The sequence below is a fragment of the Georgenia sp. EYE_87 genome, assembly GCF_023148685.1.
Classification (GTDB): Bacteria; Actinomycetota; Actinomycetes; order Actinomycetales; family Actinomycetaceae; genus Georgenia.
This window is the reverse complement of the sequence record NZ_JAHXNL010000023.1, coordinates 1-20,878: the sequence shown is the minus strand read 5'-3', so window position 1 is coordinate 20,878 and position 20,878 is coordinate 1. Positions and strand designations below refer to the sequence as shown.

Here is a 20,878-nt window from a genome sequence, read left to right as displayed (position 1 = left end):
CGCCCCCACCCGAGTTCCGCATGTCAAAGGAGACCACCATGTCCGCGACCGTCCGTCGCATCGCCGCCCCCGTGGCGCTGCTCGCCTCCGCGGCGCTGCTCGCCGCCTGCACCTCCAACACCCCTGAGGAGACCGCCGACACCGGGAACGGCGCCGGGAGCGGCAACGCCGCCGTCGGCGCCAACGACGAGCCCGGCGAGACTGTCACCATCGGGTTCTCCGCCCCCGCCGCCGACCACGGCTGGATGGGTGCCATCACGTCCGCCGCCGAGGCGGAGGCCGCGAAGTTCGAGGACGTCGACCTCCAGGTCGCCGAGGGCACGAACGACGTCAACCTGCAGATCTCCCAGGTGGAGACCTTCATCAACGACGGCGTCGACGCGATCGTTCTGCTGCCCTTCGACGGCGCCGCCCTCACCGAGATCGCCACCGAGGCGATGGAGGCCGGCATCCCGGTTATCAACGTCGACCGCGAGTTCTCCCGCCCCGAGGCCGCCCGCGTGACGGTCCTCGGCGACAACTACGGCATGGGCCGCAGCGCCGGCGAGTACATCTGCGAGCAGCTCGGCGACCAGGATGACGCCGTCATCGCCGAGATCGCGGGCATCGACAACCTGCCGCTCACCCAGGACCGCAGCCAGGGCTTCGCCGACGCGCTCGGCGAGTGCGGCCTCGAAGTCTCCAACCGCGTGGCGGCCGACTTCACCGTCCAGGGCGGCGAGTCCGCGACGGCGAACCTGCTCCAGGCCGCGCCCGAGATCGACGCGATCTGGAACCACGACGACGACCAGGGCGTCGGCGTCCTCGCGGCCATCGAGAACGCCGGCCGCGACGAGTTCTTCCTCGTCGGCGGTGCCGGCTCGGCCAACGTGATGCGCGAGATCCAGTCCGGCGACTCCGTCGTCGAGGCCACCGTCATCTACCCGGCCACCCAGGCCGCCGACGGCATCCGCCTGGCCCGCCTCCTCGCCCAGGGCAAGGCCATGGGCGACCTCGTCGAGATCGAGGTGCCCCGCCTCGTCCAGCTCTACGCACCGGTGGTCACCGCCGAGAACGTCGAGCAGTACCTGCCGACCGCGTTCGAGTCCTGACGCCACCGACCTGGCCCGGGCCGAGCACGGCCCGGGCCGGGCGCTGGCGTACAGACCGGTGCGAGAGGGAGACATCATGAGTGAAGCAGCAGGCCGCCCGCTGCGGGTGGCGATGGTGGGTCACGCCTTCATGGGGCGGGCCCACTCCCAGGGTTGGCGGGGGGCGCCACGGATCTTCGACCTTCCCCGGGAGCCGGTCATGCAGGTCCTCGTCGGCCGCTCGCCGGAGCGCTCGGCGGAGGCCGCGAGGCACCTCGGCTGGGCCGAGGCGGAGACGGACTGGCGTCGCGTCGTCGAGCGCGACGACGTCGACCTCGTCGACATCTGCACCCCGGGGGACACCCACGCCGAGATCGCCACGGCCGCGCTCGCGGCCGGCAAGCACGTGCTCGTCGAGAAGCCGATGGCGAACACCCTCGCCGAGGCGGAGCTGATGGCCGGGGCCGCGGCGGACGCCGCGGCGCGCGGGGTGCTCTCGATGGTCGGGTTCACCTACCGGCGCGTCCCGGCCGTCGCCCTGGCGCGCGAGCTCGTCGCGGAGGGGCGCATCGGCGAGGTCAGGCAGGTGCGCTGCCAGTACCTGCAGGACTGGCTCGCCGACGAGAGCACCCCGCTGTCGTGGCGCACCGACAAGGCGAAGGCCGGATCCGGTGCCCTCGGAGACATCGGTGCCCACATCGTCGATCTCGCGCACTTCATCACCGGGCAGCGGGTCGCCGGGGTCTCCGGCCGGCTCGACACCCTCGTGACCGAACGGCCGGTCGCCGAGAGCTTCGCCGGGCTGAGCGGCAAGGGCGGCAGCGAGCGCGGCCCGGTGACCGTCGACGACGTGGCCATGTTCACCGGCGAGCTCGCCGGCGGCGCCCCGGCGGTGTTCGAGGCCACCCGCTTCGCCTGGGGCCGCAAGAACGCGCTGCGCATCGAGGTCAACGGCTCCGCCGGCTCCCTCGCGTTCGACTTCGAGGACATGAACGTCCTGAACTACTACGACGCGCGCGAGCCCGCCCGCACCGGCGGGTTCCGGCGGATCGTGGTCACGGAGCCCGACCACCCCTACGTCGGCAGCTGGTGGCCGCCCGGGCACGGCCTGGGCTACGAGCACGGGTTCGTCCACCAGGTCGTCGACCTGGTCCGGGCCGTCGCGGCGGGCGAGCAGCCCACGCCGTCGTTCGACGACGGGCTCGCCGTCCAGCGGGTGCTCGACGCCGTCGAGCGCTCCCACCGCAACCGCAGCACGTACACCGAGGTCGCCGAGCACCGACGGCCCGCGGACGCGAGCGCGGCACCGGCCGAGAGAACTCACGACGTCCCCGCCCCGGCGGGGCCGAGCCGAGGAGAGTGAGATGGCACGACCGATCACGTTGTTCACCGGCCAGTGGGCCGACCTGCCGTTCGAGGAGGTCGCCCGCCTGGCGTCGGAGTGGGGGTACGACGGGCTCGAGATCGCCTGCTGGGGCGACCACCTCGACCCCTGGCGCGGTGCCGAGGACGACGTGTACATCCAGGACCGTCTCGACATCCTCGACCGGTACGGCCTGAAGGTCTGGGCGATCTCGAACCACCTCAAGGGCCAGGCCGTCTGCGACGACCCGATCGACCAGCGTCACCGCGACATGCTCTCGGACAGGGTCTGGGGCGACGGCGACCCCGAGGGCGTGCGGCAGCGGGCGGCCGAGGAGATGAAGCTGACCGCCCGGACCGCGGCGCGGCTGGGCGTGCGGACCGTCGTCGGGTTCACCGGGTCGGCGATCTGGAAGTACGTCGCGATGTTCCCGCCCGTCTCCGCCGAGCTGATCGACGCCGGCTACCAGGACTTCGCCGACCGGTGGAACCCGATCCTCGACGTCTTCGACGAGGTCGGCGTCCGCTTCGCCCACGAGGTGCACCCCTCGGAGATCGCCTACGACTACTGGACGACGGTGCGCACGATGGAGGCGATCGGCCACCGGGAGGCCTTCGGGCTCAACTGGGACCCCAGCCACTTCGTGTGGCAGGACCTCGACCCCGTCGGGTTCATGTGGGACTTCAGGGACCGGATCTACCACGTGGACTGCAAGGACGCGAAGCGCCGGGTGGGCAACGGCCGCAACGGCCGGCTCGGCTCCCACCTGCCCTGGGCGGACCCCCGCCGCGGCTGGGACTTCGTCTCCACGGGGCACGGCGACGTGCCCTGGGAGGACTCCTTCCGCATGCTCAACACGATCGGCTACGACGGCCCGATCTCCGTCGAGTGGGAGGACGCCGGGATGGACCGGCTCGTCGGGGCGCCGGAGGCGCTGGAGTTCGTGCGCTCCCTGGCGTTCGCCCCGCCGTCGGCCGCCTTCGACGCGGCGTTCAGCACCCGCTGAAACCAGGACCGGGCCCGCAGAACGCTGCCGGCCGGTCGGGAGCATGGCTCCCGGCCGGCCGCCGACGTCACGCGGTCGCGAGGTCCTCGGCGTCGATGATCTTGTAGGCGTACCCCTGCTCGGCGAGGAACCGCTGGCGGTGCGCGGCGAAGTCCTGGTCCACGGTGTCCCGGGCGATCACGGCGTAGAAGTGTGCGGTTCTGCCGTCTGCCTTCGGCCGCATCAGGCGGCCCAGGCGCTGGGCTTCCTCCTGCCGCGACCCGAACGACCCCGACACCTGCACCGCCACGGACGCCTCCGGCAGGTCGATCGAGAAGTTCGCGACCTTGGACACCACGAGCACCTGGATCTCCCCGGTGCGGAACGCGTCGAACAGCCGCTGCCGCTCGGTGACCGTGGTCTGCCCGGTGATGAGCGGGGCGCCGAGCGACTCGGAGAGCTCGTCGAGCTGGTCCAGGTACTGCCCGATGACCAGGGTCTGCTCGCCGGGGTGCCGCTCGAGGATCTGACGGACGATCCTGGTCTTCCCCGGCGCGGACGCGGCCAGCCGGTACCGCTCCTCCGGCTCCGCCGTCGCGTAGACGAGACGGTCGTGCTCGGGCAGCGTCAGGCGGACCTCGACGCACTCGGCCGGCGCGATGTAGCCCTGCGCCTCGATGTCCTTCCACGGCGCGTCGTAGCGCTTCGGGCCGATGAGCGAGAACACCTCGTCCTCGCGCCCGTCCTCGCGCACCAGCGTCGCGGTCAGCCCCAGCCGTCGCCGAGCCTGCAGGTCCGCCGTCATCCGGAAGATCGGCGCCGGCAGCAGGTGCACCTCGTCGTAGAGGATGAGACCCCAGTCGTGGGCGTCAAGCAGTTCGAGGTGGGTGTAGACGCCCTTCCGCCGGGTGGTCAGCACCTGGTACGTGGCGATCGTGACCGGCCGGACCTCCTTGCGGGCCCCCGAGTACTCGCCGATCTCGTCGTCGGTCAGGGTGGTGCGCCGGACCAGCTCCTCGCGCCACTGCCGTGCCGAGACGGTGTTGGTCACCAGGATCAGGGTGGTGGTCTTCGACCGCGCCATCGCGCCGGCGCCGACCAGCGTCTTGCCCGCCCCGCAGGGCAGGACGACGACGCCGGAGCCGCCGTGCCAGAAGGTGTCGACGGCCTCCTCCTGGTAGGGCCGCAGGTGCCACCCGTCCTGCTCCAGGTCGATGGCGTGCGCCTCGCCGTCCACGTACCCGGCGAGGTCCTCCGCCGGCCAGCCGAGCTTGACGAGCACCTGCTTGAGGTGGCCCCGCTCGGAGGGGTGGACGACGACGTCCTCGTCGTCGATCCGCTCGCCGAGCAGACCCTTGACCCGCTTGGAGCGCAGGACCTCCTCGAGCACGGGCCGGTCCAGGGCGTGCAGGACCAGGCCGTGCGTGGGGTGCATGACCAGCTGCAGGCGCCCGTAGCGGTCCATCGTCTCCGCGACGTCCACCAGGAGCGCGTGCGGCACCGGGTAGCGGGAGTACTCGATGAGCGCGCTGACCACCTGCTCCGCGTCGTGGCCGGCGGCGCGGGCGTTCCACAGGCCGAGCGGGGTGAGCCGGTAGGTGTGCACGTGCTCCGGGGCGCGCTCGAGCTCGGCGAACGGGGCGATGGCCCGGCGCGCCTCGGTGGCGCGCGGGTGGTCCACCTCGAGGAGGAGGGACTTGTCGGACTGGACGATCAGGGGGCCGTCGGGCATCCGTCCATTGTCGTCCGTGCCGGGTGGTGAGGGCGAGCCCGGGCGCCCTGCCGCGACGTGATCCGCACGACCGTCGGTCTCTAGCCGGAGGGCCGGAGCCGGACCGCCCACCGTTCCCACGGGGGGAGTCCCTGCCAGTTGAGCAGGATCGTGCGCCACGCCCGGCGCATCCGGCGACGCCACTGCGCCGCGCCGAGCACCGACCGCCCGGAGACCCGGACCCGCAGCGTGCGGTCCAGGACGATCCGGCGGTGGGGACCGAGCACGAACGCGAGGTCCAGGTCGTCGTGGAGCTCGGGGTCGTCGGTGTGCACGGCGGCCCGGACCTCGTCCCAGGCGGAGCGGCGTACCGCCATGTTGGACCCCCAGAGGGCGTGATGGCCCAGCGCGGCGTGGCACAGCACGTAGTAGGCGCCGAGGTAGGCCCAGGTCGCCGGCCGGGCCGCCGCCGCGGGGAGGCCGTAGAAGCGGCCGGTCCCCGTCACGGCGACCGGTGCGCCGTCGGCGCCCATGATCTCCGCGATGCGCTCCACCCAGTCCGGGCCGACGACGGTGTCGGCGTCGAGCCGCGCGACGACGTCGCCCGTGGCCGCGTCGTAGCCGGCGGCGGCGGCGCGGGGGATGCCGGCCACCGGTTCGCGGACCACCCTCGCGCCGAGCTCGGCGGCCACGGCGGCCGTGCCGTCGCTCGAGCCGTTGTCGACGACGATCACCTCCGCCGGGGCCCTGCTCTGGGCCGCGAGGGCCGTGAGGCAGACACGGAGGGCGGGGGCGTCGTCGCGGGCGGGGATCACGACGCTGATCCGCGGGGCGCCCGGGCCGGCCGTGCGTGAGCCCGTCACGGGACGACCCGTCGCGTCGCCAGCCACCAGGCAGCCACGGCCGCGCCGAGCACGCCCGCCGCGAGGTCGCCCACCGTGTCGACCGCGCTGACGTAGATCTCCGGGTCGAGATAGGTGTGTCCGGCCCACTCGCCGAGCTCCCACACCACGGCGAGCGCCAGCCCGGCGGCGAGCGCGACGGCGCCCAGCCGGAGCCGCTCCGTCCGCCGGGACGCAGGGGTGGGCAGCAGGCCGGTCCGCGCGAGCAGCACCACCGCTAGCACCGTGAGCAGGCCCGTGGCCACCACGTGCACGACGACGTCCAGCCACCACCACCGCTGGTAGAGCTGGAGCAGGGCCGCCCACGCCGCGACGAGGAGCGTGACGTCCAGGAGGAGCTGCAGGCCGCCGTATAGCCGGACCACCCGTGCGAGCGTGACCCCGAGCAGTACCAGAGCCATGAGCGACAGACCGACTACGCCCCAGGGCAGGGCCGCGACCACGCTGAGGGCCGTGAGCACCCCGAGGCCGCGCACCACGGTCGCCACGGAGGCCGGTCCGGGCACCTCGAGCACCTCACGGGCCCGCTCCCGCAGCGGGCGGGCGTCCCTCGCGGGTTCGAGGACGGGGTGGCCGGCCCCGGCGGTCGGGCGTGCGCCCGCGACCGCCGGACGTGGTCGTGCGTCCGCGCGCTCGCGGTGCGGTGGAGACGCCATGCGGACCTGCCAGGCCTCAGGGTGTTTCGGGCTGATGGCGAGAAACTTATGCGACAGCGACGGCCCCGACCATCCGAGAGACCGTGGGCAGCGGCCCACCGGTGGCCGGTCCCGCGGCTCCGGCACAGACTGGCGCCATGACAGATCCGTACGGCCGGACCGACGCCGACGTGGGGCCCCCGGCCTCCGGCGCGGGCCGCCTCGCCCTCGTCACCGGCGCCACCGGCTACATCGGCGGCCGCCTCGTCCCCGAGCTGCTGCGCGCGGGCTTCCGCGTGCGGGCCATGGCCCGCCACCCCGACCGCCTCCAGGGTCGCGACTGGTTCGAGGACGTGGAGGTCGTCCAGGCCGACGCCCAGGACGCCGACCAGATCGCGGCGGCGATGGACGGCGTCGACGTCGCCTACTACCTCATCCACTCCCTCGGCTCCGGCCCCACGTTCGAGCAGCGCGACCGGGCCACGGCCCGCGCCTTCGCCGTCGCCGCCCGCGAGGCGGGAGTGGGCCGCGTCGTCTACCTCGGCGGGATGCACCCCGAGTCCGAGGAGCTCTCCCCGCACCTGGACTCCCGCCGCGAGGTGGGGGAGATCCTCCTGGCCTCCGGCGTGCCGACCGTCGTGCTCCAGGCCGCCGTCATCATCGGCTCCGGCAGCGCCTCTTTCGAGATGATGCGCTACCTCACCGAACGGCTTCCCGCGATGGTGGCGCCCAAATGGCTGAACAACCGCATCCAGCCGATCGCGGTCCGGGACGTGCTGCGATACCTCGTCGGAGCCGCGGACATCCCGCGTGACGTGAGCCGGACCTTCGACATCGGCGGCCCGGACGTGCTCACGTACCGGCAGATGATGCAGCGCTACGCCGCCGTCGCCGGCCTGCCGCCCCGGGTCATCCGCACCGTGCCGGTCCTGACGCCCAAGCTGGCCAGCCTCTGGGTCGGGCTGGTCACCCCCGTGCCCGGCGGGCTGGCGAAGCCGCTGGTGGAGTCGCTGATCCACGAGGTGGTCGCCAAGGAGAACGACATCCGTCGCTACGTCCCCGACCCGCCCGAGGGCCTGCTCGGCTTCGACCGGGCCGTGGAGATCGCGCTGCAGCGGGTACGGGAGTTCGAGGTCGCCACCACGTGGTCCTCCGCCTCGCCCGCGCACGCGCCGAGCGACCCCCTGCCCGACGACCCGGACTGGGCCGGCGGCAGCCTGTACGTCGACGAGCGCGAGACCGTCGTCGACGCCGACCGGGACCGCCTGTGGGAGGTCATCGAGGGCATCGGCGGCGCCCAGGGCTGGTACTCGTGGAACCTCGGCTGGGTGGCGCGCGGCGTCATGGACAAGCTCTTCGGCGGGCCGGGGCTGCGCCGCGGACGCCGCCACCCGCACGAGCTCCAGGTGGGCGACGCCCTCGACTGGTGGCGGGTGGAGAAGATCGAGGAGGGCCACCTTCTCCGCCTCCGCGCGGAGATGCGCCTGCCCGGTCTCGCCTGGCTCGAGCTCGTCGCCGACCAGGACGACGGCCGCACGCTCTTCCGCCAGCGCGCCATCTACCACCCGCACGGCCTGCTCGGGCAGGCGTACTGGTGGGCCGTGTACCCGTTCCACGGCGTCGTCTTCGGCGGGATGCAGCGCAACATCGCCAGGGCCGCCGAGGCACCCCATGACGCCTGACCCCGCCCCGCGGCGTCGTCCAGCACCGGAAGACTCCGTGCGAACGACGGCGGAGCCGGCCGTCCCGGCCCGGCGGGCGTCACGGGACCGGCGGGCGTCCCGGGACCGGCCGGACGCCTCGGCCCGGCCGACGTCCCGGGATCGGCTGCGTCAGGCCGGCGTCACCCTCAGCTACCTGCTGTGCCTGATCGGCTCGGCGATCGGCGTCGGCGCGTTCGGCGGCACACCGATCGCCGAGGCGGCCGGCGGCGCGCTCTCCGCGGACGCGACCCACCTCGCCCCGGCGACCGGGGCGTTCTCGGTCTGGTCGGTCATCTACGCCGGGCTGGCGGCCTACACGCTCTGGCAGTGGCTGCCGGGGCAGGCGGCCGGCCCGCGCCAGCGCCGGATCGGCTGGTGGGTGGCCGCCTCGATGCTGCTCAACGCCGCGTGGATCCTCGTGGTCCAGGCCGGCTGGCTGTGGCCCAGCGTGCTCGTCATCGGCGTCCTCCTCGCGGTGCTGGCGCGGATCTTCGTCGGCCTGGTGCGCACCCGGCGCGGCGGCCTGGTCGAGTCGGTGGTCGTCGACGGCACCCTCGGCCTGTACCTCGGCTGGGTGTCGGTTGCCACCTGCGCCAACATCGCCGCGACCCTTGCCGCCGCCGGGTTCGCCGGCCTCGGACTGTCGCCGGAGGTGTGGGCTGCTGTCGTCCTGGCGGCCGTCGCCGCGGTGGGCGTGGGCCTCGCGGTCTTCGGCAGCGGTCGGCTCGCGCCCGCGGCCACGATCGTGTGGGGCCTGTCGTGGATCGCCGTCGGTCGCACCACCGGCGAGCCGCTCTCACCGCCGACGGCGGTGGCCGCGGTCGTCGCGACGGTGGTGGTGGCCGTGGCGACGGTGGGGCTGCGCCTCACCCGCGGACGGCGCACCGACGCGTCCGGCCGCCGCGACGCCTGACCGGGCCGACGGCTGGTCCGCCGGAACGGCCGGCCGGGTACGCCGGACGGCTGGCCGGGTGGTACGCCAGGCGGCTTGGCCGGGGTGGTGCGTCGGGCGGGTGGTCCGGGTGGTGCGCCGGGTGTCCCGACGGCCCCGGCCGACCGATCAGTGGTCCTGCGCAGATCAAGTCGGCCTGGATCGACTTCAGCTGCGCAGGACCACTTATTTGTGCGGGCTCGAAGGTGGCCGTGCTATCGGTGTGGGCCGAAGGCGCGCGCGGCACGCCGGGTGTCCCGACGGCCCCCGTCCGACCGATCAGTGGTCCTGCGCAGATCAAGTCGGCCTGGATCGACTTCAGCTGCGCAGGACCACTTATTTGTGCGGGCTCGAAGGTGGCCGTGCTATCGGTGTGGGCTCGAAGGCGGCCGTGGCGTTCCGCCGGCGCGGCCGGCGCAGGCGCCGCGGGGCGCGGGCGTCGACGCGGACGGCGGGGCTGAAGCAGCCCGCGGATCACGACCTGAGGCCCCCTGCTCGGCGGCCGGAAAAATTGCTCTGACGAATCTGCATCCGCGGAAGCACCCCCGCCGGAATACCTCCATGTCAGCACGTCCCGCTCCCGAACGGGGGCACGACCATGGAGGACCATCATGCGCAAGACAGCTGCACTCGGCGGAGGCTTCGGACTCGCCCTGCTCGCCCTCGCCGCTTCTCCGGCCGCGGCGGACAACCACACTGCTTCGCTCTCCGTGCTGCACGGGGTGCCCGACCTGACCGTCGATGTCTACGTCAACGGTGAGCTCACCCTCGACGACTTCACCCCCGGCGAGCTGGCCGGGCCCCTCGACCTCGCGCCGGGCACCTACACCGTCGCGATCACCGCCTCCGACGCCGCGGACGACAGTCAGCCGGCGATCGGACCGGTCGACCTGCCGCTCGAGGCCGGCACGAGCTACACCGCCGCCGCCCACCTCGACGCCGAGGGCAACCCGACGGCGACCCTGTTCACCAACGACACCTCGCCCACCGCCCCGGGGGAGGGCCGCCTGACCGTCCGGCACGTGGCGGCGGCCCCCGCGGTCGACGTCCTCGCCGGTGACCAGGCCGTCATCACCGACCTGTCCAACCCGGACGAGGCCTCGCTCGACCTCCCGGCCGGCGTGGTCCCGGCGGCCGTCGCCGCGACCGGGACGACCGACCCGGTGATCGGCCCGGCCGACGTGGAGGTCGCCGACGGCGTCGCGACCTTCGTCTACGCCTGGGGCAGCCTGGAGGACGGCAACCTCGCCCTCGCCACCCAGACGATCGAGGGGCTGCACTCCGCACCCAACGGCGTGCCCACCGGTCAGGTCCAGGTGACCGAGGAGGCCGGGATGTTCCCGGCGGCCTGGGCCGGTCTGGCTCTGGTGCTCGGCACGGCCGGCGTCCTGGGCGCCCGTCGCCTCGCCGTCGCCCGCCAGCGCTGAGACAAGGAGGGCGGGACATGCGCACCGTGACCACGACCATCGCGGCCCTGCTGCTCGGCCCCGCCCTCCTCGCGGGCTGCTCGGACCTCTCCGGGCAGCCCGCCCCCACGACGGCGGTGCCGGCCGGGTCCCCCAGCTCGGCCGGTACCGCTCCCGCAGACCCCGGGACGGCGTCCGGCGAACCCGCCGGCCCGGCCCCCGAGACGGCAGCGTCGGCCGTGCCCGCACCGGCAGGCGCTGCCCCCCAGGCTCCGGCCGCGGCGGAGATCCCGGTGCGTAACGCCCGGCACACCGGTCAGATCTCCGCCGCGCCGGAGCCGCCCACGCGTCTCGTCTACGACGCGCTGGGGATCGACATGCCCGTCGCCCCGGTCGGCGTGGCCGAGGACGGTCAGATGGAGGTTCTCCCCGACGCCCTCGAGGCGGGCTGGTACCGCTTCGGCCCGACCGTCGGCGACGAGGAGGGGACGGCCGTCATCGCCGCCCACGCCGGTTCGTACGTCACCCCGCGCGGCCCGTTCTACGACCTCAAGGACGCTCGCCCCGGCGACCGGGTGACGGTGGGCCGCGCGGACGGCGTCGTCCTCACGTACGAGGTGACCACGGTGCAGAACGTGGGCAAGGACGTCATCGACCTCGAGCAGTACTTCCGGCGCGACGGCGCTCCCCAGCTCGTCCTGTTCACGTGCGGCGGGCGGTGGGACGATGCGCGGCAGAGCTACGACGACAACGTTGTGGTGTCGGCGAGGCCACTCGATGGGTAGTCTCACCGCCACGGCGGGCATTTCCCCGACCGGAGTACGGCCGAGGGAGGTGCGTGTGGACGACGACGACGACGCCCGCGTCGCCCTCGAGGCCGCCTTCCGGGAGGGCCGGCAGGAGGCCGTGCGCGAGCTGTACGAGCGCTTCTCCCCGCTGGTCTACACGATCGCGCGGCGCTCGCTCGGCTCGGTGGCCGACGCCGAGGACGCGACCCAGCAGGTCTTCGTGGCCGCCTGGCGGGGGCGCGCGGGGTTCGACCCGGCGCGCGCGCCGCTCCAGGCGTGGCTGGTCGGCATCACCCGCAACACCGTGGCCGACCTGCACGCCCGGCGGGCGCGCGAACGTCGCGCGGCGGACGCCGCGACCCGCACGGTGGAGGAGGTCGCGCCGCCGTCGGACGATCCCACCCGGGTGGTGGAGCAGGTGGTCGTCGCCGACGCGCTCGGGCACCTGGGGGAGCCGCAGGGGGAGATCATGAGACTCGCGTTCTTCGACGAGCTGACGCACGTCGAGATCGCCGACCGCGTCGGGCTGCCGCTCGGCACGGTGAAATCACACATCAGACGGAGCCTGGGACGGCTGCGCACGAGGCTGGAGGTGGCAGATGTCGCATCTTGACGACGAGACGGTCGCCCTCCGCGCGCTCGGCGAGCCCATCGCCCCCGAGGCCGAGGCGCACCTGGGCGGGTGCGAGCGGTGCCGGGACGAGGTGGCCGCGCTCGAGCGGGTCACCGTGACCGCCCGCGGCGGCGGGGCCGCCACGCTCGAGCGTCCGGGCGAGCACGTCTGGCAGCGGATCGCCGCCGAGCTCGAGCTGACGGAGGAGCCCGCCGCGCCCGCCCCGGCAGCGCAGCCCGCGCCGGCTGCGGAGCCCGCCGCGCCCGCCCCGGCAGCGCAGCCCGCGCCGGCTGCGGAGCCCGCCCCGGTCGCGGAGCCCGCGCCGGCCTCGCAGCCGACGGCTCCGCCCGCTCGGCCCGCCCCGCCCGCGGGACCGAGTGCACCGGCCACGGGGGAGCGGCGCGCCCCGATGACCGCCCGCCCGGCGGGCGTGCCGTGGTGGCGCCGCCGTACCGCGTGGGTCGCCGCCGCGAGCTTCCTCCTCGGGGTCGGCGGCACCGCGCTCGCCATGAACATCACGGACCGGGAGCCCGAGGCGCCGGTGGTGGCCACCGCGGTGCTCGATCCGCTGCCCGGCCGCGAGGTCACCGGCACGGCCGCCGTGCAGCAGGTGGACGGACGCCGCGTGCTCCGGGTCGAGCTCGCCGACCCCGGCGAGAGCGGCTACCTGGAGGTGTGGCTCCTCGACGCGGAGGCCCAGCGCCTCGTCAGCCTCGGCATCCTGAGCGGCGCCGAGGGGGTCTTCGACATCCCCGACAGCCTGGACATCGGCGAGTACCCCGTGGTCGACGTCTCCGACGAGCCGTACGACGGCGACCCGGCCCACAGCGGGGACAGCATCGTCCGGGGCCGGCTGGTCTGACGATGTCCGCGCGCTCAGGTCCTCGGGTGGGGGGTGAGCGGCGCGGGTGCACCCTCCTGGTCCAGCTGCTCGGCCATGGCCCTCAGGAAGGCGACGACGGCGGGGCGCGCCGGCTCGGGAACCGTGCCGGCGATCTCCCGCATGCGCTCGTGCATCCGGGCGAGGCGGCCGCGCACCTCTCGGTGCGCGTGCTCGGTGGGGACCACCACCAGGGAGCGCCGGTCGGAGGGGTGCGGGGACCGCGTCAGGTGCCCCGACGCGGTCAGCCGGTCGAGCAGCTTCGTCGTCGAGGCCGTCGAGATGTGCAGGTGCGAGGCGAGCTCGCGCGGCGTCACCGTGCGGCCGTGGTTCTCCGCCGCGATGATGAGCTGCAGGGCCTGCAGGTCGGTCACGTTCATGTCCATGTCGGCGCTCATCCGCCGGCGCATCTCCTGGTCGGCGCGGCGGAAGGCACGCAGCGCGGCGAGCATCTCCACCACGCCGTCGCCGTCGTACCAGTAGGACGGGCTGGCGTCCGGCGGCCGGTCCGTCGCGGGATTGTGACTCATGACCATTATGCTACCTTGGAAACTATCTAGCCTGGCTAGCAATCGCTGGGCGACATCTGGAAGAGGTGAGGGCGATGTCCGGCCCGGTCCCGCTCGACCACGTTGTCCTCGTCGACGACGACGCCCGCCCACTCGGCGTCGCGCCGCGCGCCACGGTGCACTCGGGAAGCACCCCGCTGCACCTGGCGTTCTCCTGCTACCTCTTCCGTGACGACGGACGGGTGCTGCTCACCCGGCGCGCCCTGGCCAAGCGCAGCTGGCCCGGCGTGTGGACCAACTCCTTCTGCGGCCACCCGCGCTCGGGAGAGCGCCCGGCGGACGCCGTCGCCCGGCACGCCCGGCACGAGCTCGGGCTCGCCGTCCACGACGTCCGCGTGATCCTGCCGCGGTTCCGCTACCGCGCGGTCGACGCGGCCGGCATCGTCGAGAACGAGATCTGCCCGGTGTACTTCGCGTTCACGCACGACGAGCCAGAGCCCAACCCGGACGAGGTCATGGACCAGCGCTGGGTGGACCCCGAGGAGCTGGGCCGGCTGGTCGTCGTCGCGCCGTGGGCGCTGAGCCCCTGGGCGGTGGAGCAGGTCCACGCGCTCGCGGACGCCGACGACGCCGCCACGGGCGGCCTGGACGAGGAGCTGGCCGGATGAGCGCCGACGCCCCCCGCGGTTCCGCCGCCGGGCCCACCCCGGACGCCGCCCTGACCGAGGTGCTCGACGGCGGGGCCGCCCGCGCCGCAGGCCTCGGCGCCGACTACGGGCGCCTCTGGTCCGCCCTCACCGACGCCTCCGCCGGCGGCAAGCGGTTCCGCCCCGCGCTCGTCGTGACCGCCCACGACCTCCTCGGCGGCCACCTTCCCGGCCCGGCCGCACGCGTCGGCGCCGCGGTCGAGCTGCTGCACACCGCCTTCGTCATCCACGACGACGTCATCGACGGCGACCACACCCGCCGCGGGCGCCCGAACGTCTCCGGCACCTTCGCCGCCGCGGCCACCGCCGCCGGTGCGACCCCCCGCGGCGCCCGCACCTACGCCGACACCGCCGGCATCCTCGCCGGGGACCTCGCGCTCGTGGCCGCCGTCCGCGCCGTCGCGTGCTGCGGAGCCCCGCCCGCGACCGTCGAGCGGCTGCTCGACCTGATCGACCGCACCGTCCACGTCACCGCCGCCGGCGAGCTCGCCGACGTGCGCCTGAGCCTGGATCTCGACGACGAGCACGTCCCGCTCGGCGACGTGCTGACCATGTGCGAGCACAAGACGGCGGTGTACTCCTTCGAGCTGCCGCTCCAGGCGGGCGCCGTGCTGGCCGGGGCCGAGGAGACGGTCGTGCGCCGCCTCGGCGAGATCGGCCGGCTGGTCGGCATCGCCTTCCAGCTGATCGACGACCTCCAGGGGGTCTTCGGCGACGAGGCCGTCACGGGCAAGAGCGCCCTGACCGACCTGCGCGAGGGCAAGCACACCCCGCTGATCGCCCACGCGCGCAGCACCCAGGCGTGGGAGGCGATCGCCCCGTTCTTCGGCGACCCCGCCCTCGACGAGGCCCGCGCCGACCGGGTGCGCGAGCTCCTCGTCGACTGCGGCTCCCGCGACTTCATCGAGGACCTCGCCGCCGGCTACCTCGACACCGCCCTGAACGTCGTGCGGGAGACGGGCCTGCCCGGGGAGTTCCTCGACGGCGTCGTCGCCCTGACCCGAGACCTCCTCCGGAGAGCCGCATGAGCGCCCCCGTCCCCGCCCGTCCGCCGCACCAGCGCCGTCGGCAGGTCGAGGAGCTCGCCGCCCCGTCGGCGCCGCCGCTGCACCTGGTCTCCGCCGACCCCCTGTACGACGCCGTCGCCCAGCGCAGCGCCGCGGCCGTCATCGACGGGTACTCGACCTCCTTCGGCTGGGCCTGCCGGCTGCTGCGCGAACCTGTCCGCACCGCGGTGCGCAACATCTACGCCCTCGTCCGGCTGGCCGACGAGATCGTCGACGGGCCCGTGGGAGCCACCGACCCCGAGCGCGCCGGCCACCTGCTGCACGAGCTCGAGGAGGAGACCTACCGGACGCTCGCCACCGGGCACAGCACCAACCTGGTGATCCACGCGTTCGCGCTCACCGCCCGCCGCGCCGGCATCGGCGCCGACCTCGTGGCGCCCTTCTTCGCCTCCATGCGCACGGACCTGTCCGTCACCGCGCACGACCCCACCAGCCTGGACGCCTACGTCTACGGCTCCGCGGAGGTCGTCGGGCTGATGTGCCTGCGCGTCTTCGTCGCCGCGCCCGACGGCCGCCACCTCGTCTACGAGGAGCTCGCCCCCGGCGCCCGCCGCCTCGGCGCCGCCTTCCAGAAGGTCAACTTCCTGCGCGACCTCGCGGACGACCACGACGCCCTCGGCCGCACCTACTTCCCCGGCCTGGACGTGGACCGCTTCACCGACGCCCACCGCGACCACCTCCTCGACGACATCGACGCCGACCTCGCCGCCGCGGCCGCCGTCGCCACCCGGCTCCCGCCGAGCAGCCGGGCCGCCGTCCTCGCCGCCCACGGCCTCTTCGCCGAGCTCTCGGCGCGCCTGCGGACGACGCCGGCCGCCGAGATCCGCACCCGACGGGTCCGCGTCCCGGCCCCGCGCAAGGCGCTCGTGCTGGCCCGCTCCCTCGCCCGCGGGGCCCGGTGATGCGCCCGGCGGCGGCCGCGGTGCCCGCAGGCGCCCGGGCGGCCACCCGGACGCCCGGCCGGGGGCCCCACGGCGGGCGGCGGCGCACCGCCGTCGTCGTCGGCGGCGGGATCGCCGGGCTCGCCTCGGCGGCGCTGCTCGCCCGCGACGGGTACGACGTCGAGCTCCTCGAGCAGCGCGACGCCCTCGGCGGGCGCGCCGGCTCCTGGGAGCGCGACGGGTTCCGGTTCGACACCGGACCGAGCTGGTACCTCATGCCCGAGGTGTTCGACCACTTCTTCTCCCTGCTCGGCACCTCCGCCACCGAGCAGCTCGACCTGGAGCGCCTCGACCCCGGCTACCGGGTCTTCTTCGAGGACCACCCCGAGCCGGTGGACGTGCGCGCGGACCTCGCCGCCAACGTCGCCACCTTCGAGGCGCTCGAGCCCGGCGCGGGCGAGCAGCTGCGCGCCTACCTCGCCTCGGCGCGGGAGGCCTACGACCTCGCGGTCCGGCGCTTCCTGTACAGCTCCTTCGAGTCGCTCACCACGCTCGTGCGGCCGGACGTGCTGCGGCGGTCCCGGCGGCTCGTCGAGCTGCTGCTGCGCCCGCTGGGCGCCCACGTCGCCCGCTCGTTCGCGGACCCGCGGCTGCGGCAGATCCTCGGCTACCCGGCCGTCTTCCTCGGCTCCTCGCCCGACCGCGCGCCGAGCATGTACCACCTGATGAGCCACCTCGACCTCGCCGACGGCGTGCTCTACCCCCAGGGCGGCTTCACCACCCTGATCGAGGCCGTCGCGCGGCTGGCCGAGCGGGAGGGCGCGACCCTGCGCACCGGGGCCACGGTCACCGCGGTGACGACGGCGGAGCTGCCGGGCCGTCGTCGGCGCCGGCGGCCCGGGCGTGGCACGGCCGGGCGGGCGGGCGGACGCCGCGCCCGGGTCACGGGCGTCCGGTGGCGCGACGGGGCCGGGGCCGAGCACCTGAGCGAGGCGGACGTCGTCGTCGGCGCCGCGGACCTGCACCACCTCGAGACCGAGCTGCTGCCGCCCGCGCTGCAGACCTACCCGCAGCGGTACTGGGACCGGCGCGACCCGGGCCCCGGCGCCGTGCTGGTCTATCTGGGGGTGCGCGGGGAGCTGCCCGAGCTCGCGCACCACTCGCTGTTCTTCACGGCCGACTGGGAGCAGAACTTCGCGGCGATCTTCGGCGCCGAGACCCGGGTGCCGGATCCCGCGTCGGCGTACGTGTGCACGCCCTCGCGCACCGACCCCTCCGTGGCGCCGGCCGGGCACGAGAACGTGTTCGTCCTGGTCCCGGTCCCGCCCGACCCCGGCCTCGGCCGCGGCGGGATCGACGGTGCGGGCGACCCCGCGGTGGAGCGGGTGGCCGACGCCGCGATCGACCAGCTCGCCGCGTGGGCCGGCGTGCCGGACCTGCGCGAGCGGATCGTCCTGCGCCGCACCGTGGGCCCCGGCGACTTCGCCGCCGACCTCAACGCGTGGTCCGGCGGGGCGCTCGGCCCCGCGCACACGTTGCGCCAGAGCGCGTTCCTGCGCGGGCGCAACGCCTCCCGGCGGGTCGCCGGGCTCTACTACGCCGGGTCGAGCACCATCCCGGGCGTCGGCCTGCCGATGTGCCTGATCAGCGCGGAGATCATGCTCAAGCGCCTGCGCGGGGACCGCACCACCGAGCCGCTGGCGGTGCCGCTGTGAGCTGGCTCTACCTCGCCGTCCTGCTCGTCTCGCTCGGGTGCATGGTGCTGCTCGACCGCCGCTTCCGGCTGTTCCTCTTCGCCGACGCCCGCCGCGGCGCCCTGGTGCTGGCCGTCGGCGTCGCGTTCTTCCTGCTGTGGGACCTCGTCGCCATCAGCCTCGGCTTCTACGGGCGCGGTCAGGGCGAGGCGCTCAGCGGCGTCGAGCTCCTCCCGCACCTGCCGGTCGAGGAGCTCGTCTTCATCACCTTCCTGTGCTACCTCACGATGGTGCTGTACGGCCTCGTGACGAGGTTCTTCGTGCGGGTGCCGGAGGAGGGGCGATGAGCTACGCGACGATGGCGCTGGTCTTCGTGGCCGGCGCGTGCCTCGTGGCCGCGCTCTGCCTGCTGCCGACGTGGCCGCCCTCGATGCGCTGGCGCGGCGCCGTCGGGCTCGTGGCGCTGACCCTCGCCGTGCTCACCGCCGTCTTCGACTCCGTGATGATCGCCGCCGACCTCTTCCGCTACGACGAGTCGGCCCTCTCCGGGGTTCGGGTGCTCCTCGCCCCGGTGGAGGACTTCGCCTGGCCGCTCGCCGCGGCCGTGCTCCTGCCCTCGCTGTGGGTGGCGCTCGGACGGCGGAGCCGAGACTCGGGGCCCACGCGGGCGGGCGCGCCGGGGGCGGGGACCGCCGACGGCCCGGCCGGGGACCGGGCGGGGGAGCGGCGATGAGCGCCACCACGTCCCGGGCCACACCCGGCGGGGCGGTGCGCCAGCTGCTCGGCGCGTCCCGGCCGATCAGCTGGATCAACACCGCCTACCCCTTCGCGGCCGCCTACGTGCTGGCCACCGGCCGGGTCGACCTGCCGCTCGTCGTCGGGACGCTGTACTTCCTCGTGCCGTACAACCTCGCGATGTACGGCATCAACGACGTCTTCGACTACGAGTCGGACCTGCGCAACCCGCGCAAGGGCGGCGTCGAGGGTGTGGTCCTCGACCGGCGCTGGCACCGGCTCGTCCTGGTCGCCGCCGCCGTCACGAACCTGCCGTTCCTCGTCTACCTCGTCGCCGTGGGGACGGTCGTGTCCACGGCTGTGCTGGCGCTCTCCGTGTTTGCCGTCGTCGCGTACTCGGCGAAGGGCCTGCGGTTCAAGGAGCGCCCGGTCCTGGACTCGATGACCTCCGCCACCCACTTCGTCAGCCCGGCCGTGTTCGGGCTGGCCCTGGCGGGCGCGCAGCCGAGCCGGCCGGTGGTCGCCGCGATGGCCGCGTTCTTCCTGTGGGGGATGGCGTCCCAGGCGTTCGGGGCGGTGCAGGACATCGTCGCCGACCGTGAGGGCGGCATCGCCTCCGTCGCCACCTGGCTCGGCGCCCGGCGGACCGTGCGGGCGGCGATGGCGGGCTACGCGCTCGCCGCCGCCGTGGTGCTCCTGGCCGGCTGGCCCGGCGCGCTCGCCGCCGTCGTCCCGCTCCTGTACGTGGCCAGCATCGCGCCGTTCCGGAACCTCACCGACGCCGAGTGCGAGCGTGCCCGGCCCGGGTGGCGGCGCTTCCTCTGGCTGAACCTGGTCAGCGGCTTCCTCGTCACCCAGCTGCTGATCGTCATCGGGTTCGGCTGGGCCTGACGGCGCTGATCAGGTGCGGGCGCGGACCTCGACCCGGTCGCCGGTGACGCGCACGTCGTAGGAGAGGATGCCGACGCTGGCCGGGCCGCGGGCGACCTCGCCGTCGGCGAGGCGGAAGTGGCTGCCGTGCCACGGGCAGACGACGCAGTCGTTCTCGATCTCGCCCTCCTCGAGCGGTCCGCCCATGTGCGAGCACACCGCGCCGGTGGCGTAGAGCTCGCCCTCGTGGCGGGCGATGAGCACCGGCTGCCCGGAGACCTCCACGCGGACCATCCCGGCGTCGAGGTCCGACACGGCCGCGGCGTCCCGCCACTCGTTCGGCTTGGGGGTGCGGTCGGCGTTGCGGTTGACCGCCACGCCCTGGGCGTAGGCCAGGTGCCCGCCGAGGTACCCGCCGACGGCGAGCCCGGTCAGCCCCAGCAGCGAGAGCACCTGGCCGGTGGCGTGCCGGTCGGCTCGCCGGGCGAGCCAGCTCGCCGCGAAGAACGACGACGCGACGACGTTCGAGCCGGCGTGGACGAGCCCGACCCGTTTGGGTCGCTTCGCCGTCCCGAGCTCGGACCAGTCCGCCAGTCCGGCGGCCGCCGTCGGGGGCACGCTGAGCAGGGCCGCGCCCAGGAGCCGCTGGGCGGCGGGGCGCGCCGCCGCGCCGCCGGTCAGGTCGAGGATCGCCACGCCCACGTTGAGGCCGATGGGCAGCGCCACGAGCATCGGGTGCAGGGCGTGGCCCAGGGGTTTGCCGTGCAGGACGTCCTTGGCCTCGCCCGGCGGGAGCACGGAGTTGACGGCACCGACCACGGCGTCGATCACCGGGTCCAGCACCTTGGCCTTCTCGAGGGAGCGGATCGCCTGCGCGAAGAACATGGGTCCTCCTACCGGGTCGTCGTGCCGCGAGCGTAGCCAGGGCCGTGGAGGTGCGCCCGTCGAGGGCTCCCTCTCCCGGGCGACGGCGTCAGCGGGGTCTGGCTCACCCTGCCTCGAACACCCACGAAGGGGACCGGACACACATGAAGGGCCACGAGCGCCCGGTGTGCGCCCGCGGCCCGGAGGCGCTTCGGCTCAGAACTTGTCCTTGCCCGCGTTGGGGTTCTTCGGGTTCTCCGCGTTCGAGTCGTTGCCGCCGTTGTTGATGCAGTCCCAACCGTCCGCCGTCTTCGTGACGGTCTGGCCGCCGGGACAGGTGATCGGCGCGGCCGACGCCGTCGTCGCGCTCGCCAGGCCGACGGCCAGGAACGCCAGGACGGACGCACCCAGTGCCATGATGCGGTTGCGCATTGCTCTCCTCCTCTGACTTGGCCGCGGCCTTGGTCCCGCATCGGTGCGGGGGGGGGGGGGGGGGGGGGGGCCCCCCCCCCCCCCCCCCCCCCCGGCGGGGAAGGAACGCGGGCCCGCGGGGGGAGGGCCCGG

The 20,878-nt window shown here is 74.5% G+C and carries 22 protein-coding genes; 16 read left to right on the top strand and 6 right to left on the bottom strand.

Annotated elements, in window-relative coordinates:
• Positions 1-38 precede the first annotated feature (38 nt).
• The 3 genes from KZX45_RS19480 (at position 39) to KZX45_RS19470 (ending at position 3,439) form a co-directional block, all read left to right on the top strand.
• The gene (locus tag KZX45_RS19480) at positions 39-1,091 is read left to right on the top strand and encodes a substrate-binding domain-containing protein (protein ID WP_248259417.1); all 1,053 of its coding nucleotides are present in this window, start codon (positions 39-41) and stop codon (positions 1,089-1,091) included.
• A 76-nt stretch (positions 1,092-1,167) separates the two neighbouring features.
• Positions 1,168-2,433, top strand: a complete 1,266-nt coding sequence (locus tag KZX45_RS19475; protein ID WP_248259416.1) for a Gfo/Idh/MocA family protein — start codon at positions 1,168-1,170, stop codon at positions 2,431-2,433.
• A gap of 1 nt (position 2,434) precedes the next feature.
• Positions 2,435-3,439 carry a sugar phosphate isomerase/epimerase gene (locus tag KZX45_RS19470; protein ID WP_248259415.1) on the top strand — a complete coding sequence of 335 codons (1,005 nt, stop codon included), beginning with the start codon at positions 2,435-2,437 and terminating at the stop codon, positions 3,437-3,439.
• 67 nt (positions 3,440-3,506) lie between these two features.
• Here KZX45_RS19470 and KZX45_RS19465 read toward each other — a convergent pair whose 3' ends face one another.
• The 3 genes from KZX45_RS19465 to KZX45_RS19455 form a co-directional block, all read right to left on the bottom strand.
• A complete protein-coding gene (locus tag KZX45_RS19465; protein ID WP_248259414.1) occupies positions 3,507-5,150 on the bottom strand; it encodes a DNA repair helicase XPB in 1,644 nt (547 codons plus the stop codon).
• Positions 5,151-5,230: 80 nt separating this feature from the next.
• Positions 5,231-5,992, bottom strand: a complete 762-nt coding sequence (locus KZX45_RS19460) for a glycosyltransferase family 2 protein (protein WP_248259413.1) — start codon at positions 5,990-5,992, stop codon at positions 5,231-5,233.
• Positions 5,989-6,687, bottom strand: coding sequence for a hypothetical protein (locus tag KZX45_RS19455; protein ID WP_248259412.1), 699 nt, complete (start codon positions 6,685-6,687; stop codon positions 5,989-5,991). The genes KZX45_RS19460 and KZX45_RS19455 overlap by 4 nt, the downstream gene beginning before the upstream one ends.
• A 137-nt stretch (positions 6,688-6,824) precedes the next feature.
• Here KZX45_RS19455 and KZX45_RS19450 point away from each other — a divergent pair, with 137 nt between their 5' ends.
• The 6 genes from KZX45_RS19450 to KZX45_RS19425 all read left to right on the top strand — a co-directional run bounded on the left by KZX45_RS19450 (position 6,825) and on the right by KZX45_RS19425 (position 12,969).
• Positions 6,825-8,348: an SDR family oxidoreductase gene (locus tag KZX45_RS19450; protein ID WP_248259411.1), complete on the top strand. Its 1,524-nt coding sequence runs from the start codon at positions 6,825-6,827 to the stop codon at positions 8,346-8,348.
• Between the two features lie 145 nt (positions 8,349-8,493).
• Entirely contained in the window at positions 8,494-9,282 is a 789-nt protein-coding gene (locus KZX45_RS19445) for a TspO/MBR family protein (RefSeq protein WP_248259436.1), read from the top strand.
• A 629-nt stretch (positions 9,283-9,911) separates the two neighbouring features.
• Positions 9,912-10,727 (top strand): DUF4397 domain-containing protein, encoded by an 816-nt coding sequence (locus KZX45_RS19440; RefSeq protein ID WP_248259410.1) that lies wholly within the window; start codon positions 9,912-9,914, stop codon positions 10,725-10,727.
• A 17-nt stretch (positions 10,728-10,744) separates the two neighbouring features.
• A complete protein-coding gene (locus KZX45_RS20130; protein WP_282453948.1) occupies positions 10,745-11,491 on the top strand; it encodes a class F sortase in 747 nt (248 codons plus the stop codon).
• 55 nt (positions 11,492-11,546) lie between these two features.
• Positions 11,547-12,107 (top strand): sigma-70 family RNA polymerase sigma factor, encoded by a 561-nt coding sequence (locus tag KZX45_RS19430; RefSeq protein WP_248259409.1) that lies wholly within the window; start codon positions 11,547-11,549, stop codon positions 12,105-12,107.
• Positions 12,094-12,969 (top strand): anti-sigma factor, encoded by an 876-nt coding sequence (locus tag KZX45_RS19425; protein ID WP_282453947.1) that lies wholly within the window; start codon positions 12,094-12,096, stop codon positions 12,967-12,969. Before KZX45_RS19430 ends, KZX45_RS19425 begins: the two co-directional genes overlap by 14 nt.
• Positions 12,970-12,983: 14 nt before the next feature.
• Here the strand turns inward: KZX45_RS19425 and KZX45_RS19420 are convergent, their stop codons facing one another.
• On the bottom strand, positions 12,984-13,517 hold the full coding sequence (locus tag KZX45_RS19420; RefSeq protein ID WP_248259408.1) for a MarR family winged helix-turn-helix transcriptional regulator: 534 nt from the start codon (positions 13,515-13,517) through the stop codon (positions 12,984-12,986).
• A gap of 74 nt (positions 13,518-13,591) precedes the next feature.
• Between KZX45_RS19420 and idi the strand changes: the two genes are divergently transcribed.
• The 7 genes from idi to KZX45_RS19385 are packed head-to-tail and all read left to right on the top strand — an operon-like array spanning position 13,592 to position 19,471.
• Complete coding sequence (idi, locus tag KZX45_RS19415) at positions 13,592-14,164, top strand: isopentenyl-diphosphate Delta-isomerase (RefSeq protein WP_248259407.1); 573 nt, start codon at positions 13,592-13,594, stop codon at positions 14,162-14,164.
• Positions 14,161-15,231, top strand: coding sequence for a polyprenyl synthetase family protein (locus KZX45_RS19410; RefSeq protein ID WP_248259406.1), 1,071 nt, complete (start codon positions 14,161-14,163; stop codon positions 15,229-15,231). Before idi ends, KZX45_RS19410 begins: the two co-directional genes overlap by 4 nt.
• Positions 15,228-16,172 carry a squalene/phytoene synthase family protein gene (locus KZX45_RS19405; RefSeq protein WP_248259405.1) on the top strand — a complete coding sequence of 315 codons (945 nt, stop codon included), beginning with the start codon at positions 15,228-15,230 and terminating at the stop codon, positions 16,170-16,172. Before KZX45_RS19410 ends, KZX45_RS19405 begins: the two co-directional genes overlap by 4 nt.
• A gap of 20 nt (positions 16,173-16,192) precedes the next feature.
• Entirely contained in the window at positions 16,193-17,866 is a 1,674-nt protein-coding gene (crtI, locus tag KZX45_RS19400) for a phytoene desaturase family protein (RefSeq protein WP_374112622.1), read from the top strand.
• Positions 17,863-18,192 carry a lycopene cyclase domain-containing protein gene (locus tag KZX45_RS19395; RefSeq protein WP_248259404.1) on the top strand — a complete coding sequence of 110 codons (330 nt, stop codon included), beginning with the start codon at positions 17,863-17,865 and terminating at the stop codon, positions 18,190-18,192. Before crtI ends, KZX45_RS19395 begins: the two co-directional genes overlap by 4 nt.
• Positions 18,189-18,578, top strand: a complete 390-nt coding sequence (locus tag KZX45_RS19390; protein ID WP_248259403.1) for a lycopene cyclase domain-containing protein — start codon at positions 18,189-18,191, stop codon at positions 18,576-18,578. Before KZX45_RS19395 ends, KZX45_RS19390 begins: the two co-directional genes overlap by 4 nt.
• On the top strand, positions 18,575-19,471 hold the full coding sequence (locus tag KZX45_RS19385; protein ID WP_248259402.1) for a prenyltransferase: 897 nt from the start codon (positions 18,575-18,577) through the stop codon (positions 19,469-19,471). The genes KZX45_RS19390 and KZX45_RS19385 overlap by 4 nt, the downstream gene beginning before the upstream one ends.
• Before the next feature lie 9 nt (positions 19,472-19,480).
• On the opposite strand, the gene KZX45_RS19380 is transcribed toward KZX45_RS19385, so the two are convergent.
• Together KZX45_RS19380 and KZX45_RS19375 are read right to left on the bottom strand one after the other, a co-directional pair.
• On the bottom strand, positions 19,481-20,335 hold the full coding sequence (locus tag KZX45_RS19380) for a Rieske 2Fe-2S domain-containing protein (protein ID WP_248259401.1): 855 nt from the start codon (positions 20,333-20,335) through the stop codon (positions 19,481-19,483).
• A gap of 195 nt (positions 20,336-20,530) precedes the next feature.
• A complete protein-coding gene (locus KZX45_RS19375; RefSeq protein WP_248259400.1) occupies positions 20,531-20,746 on the bottom strand; it encodes a hypothetical protein in 216 nt (71 codons plus the stop codon).
• Positions 20,747-20,878: the final 132 nt, after the last annotated feature.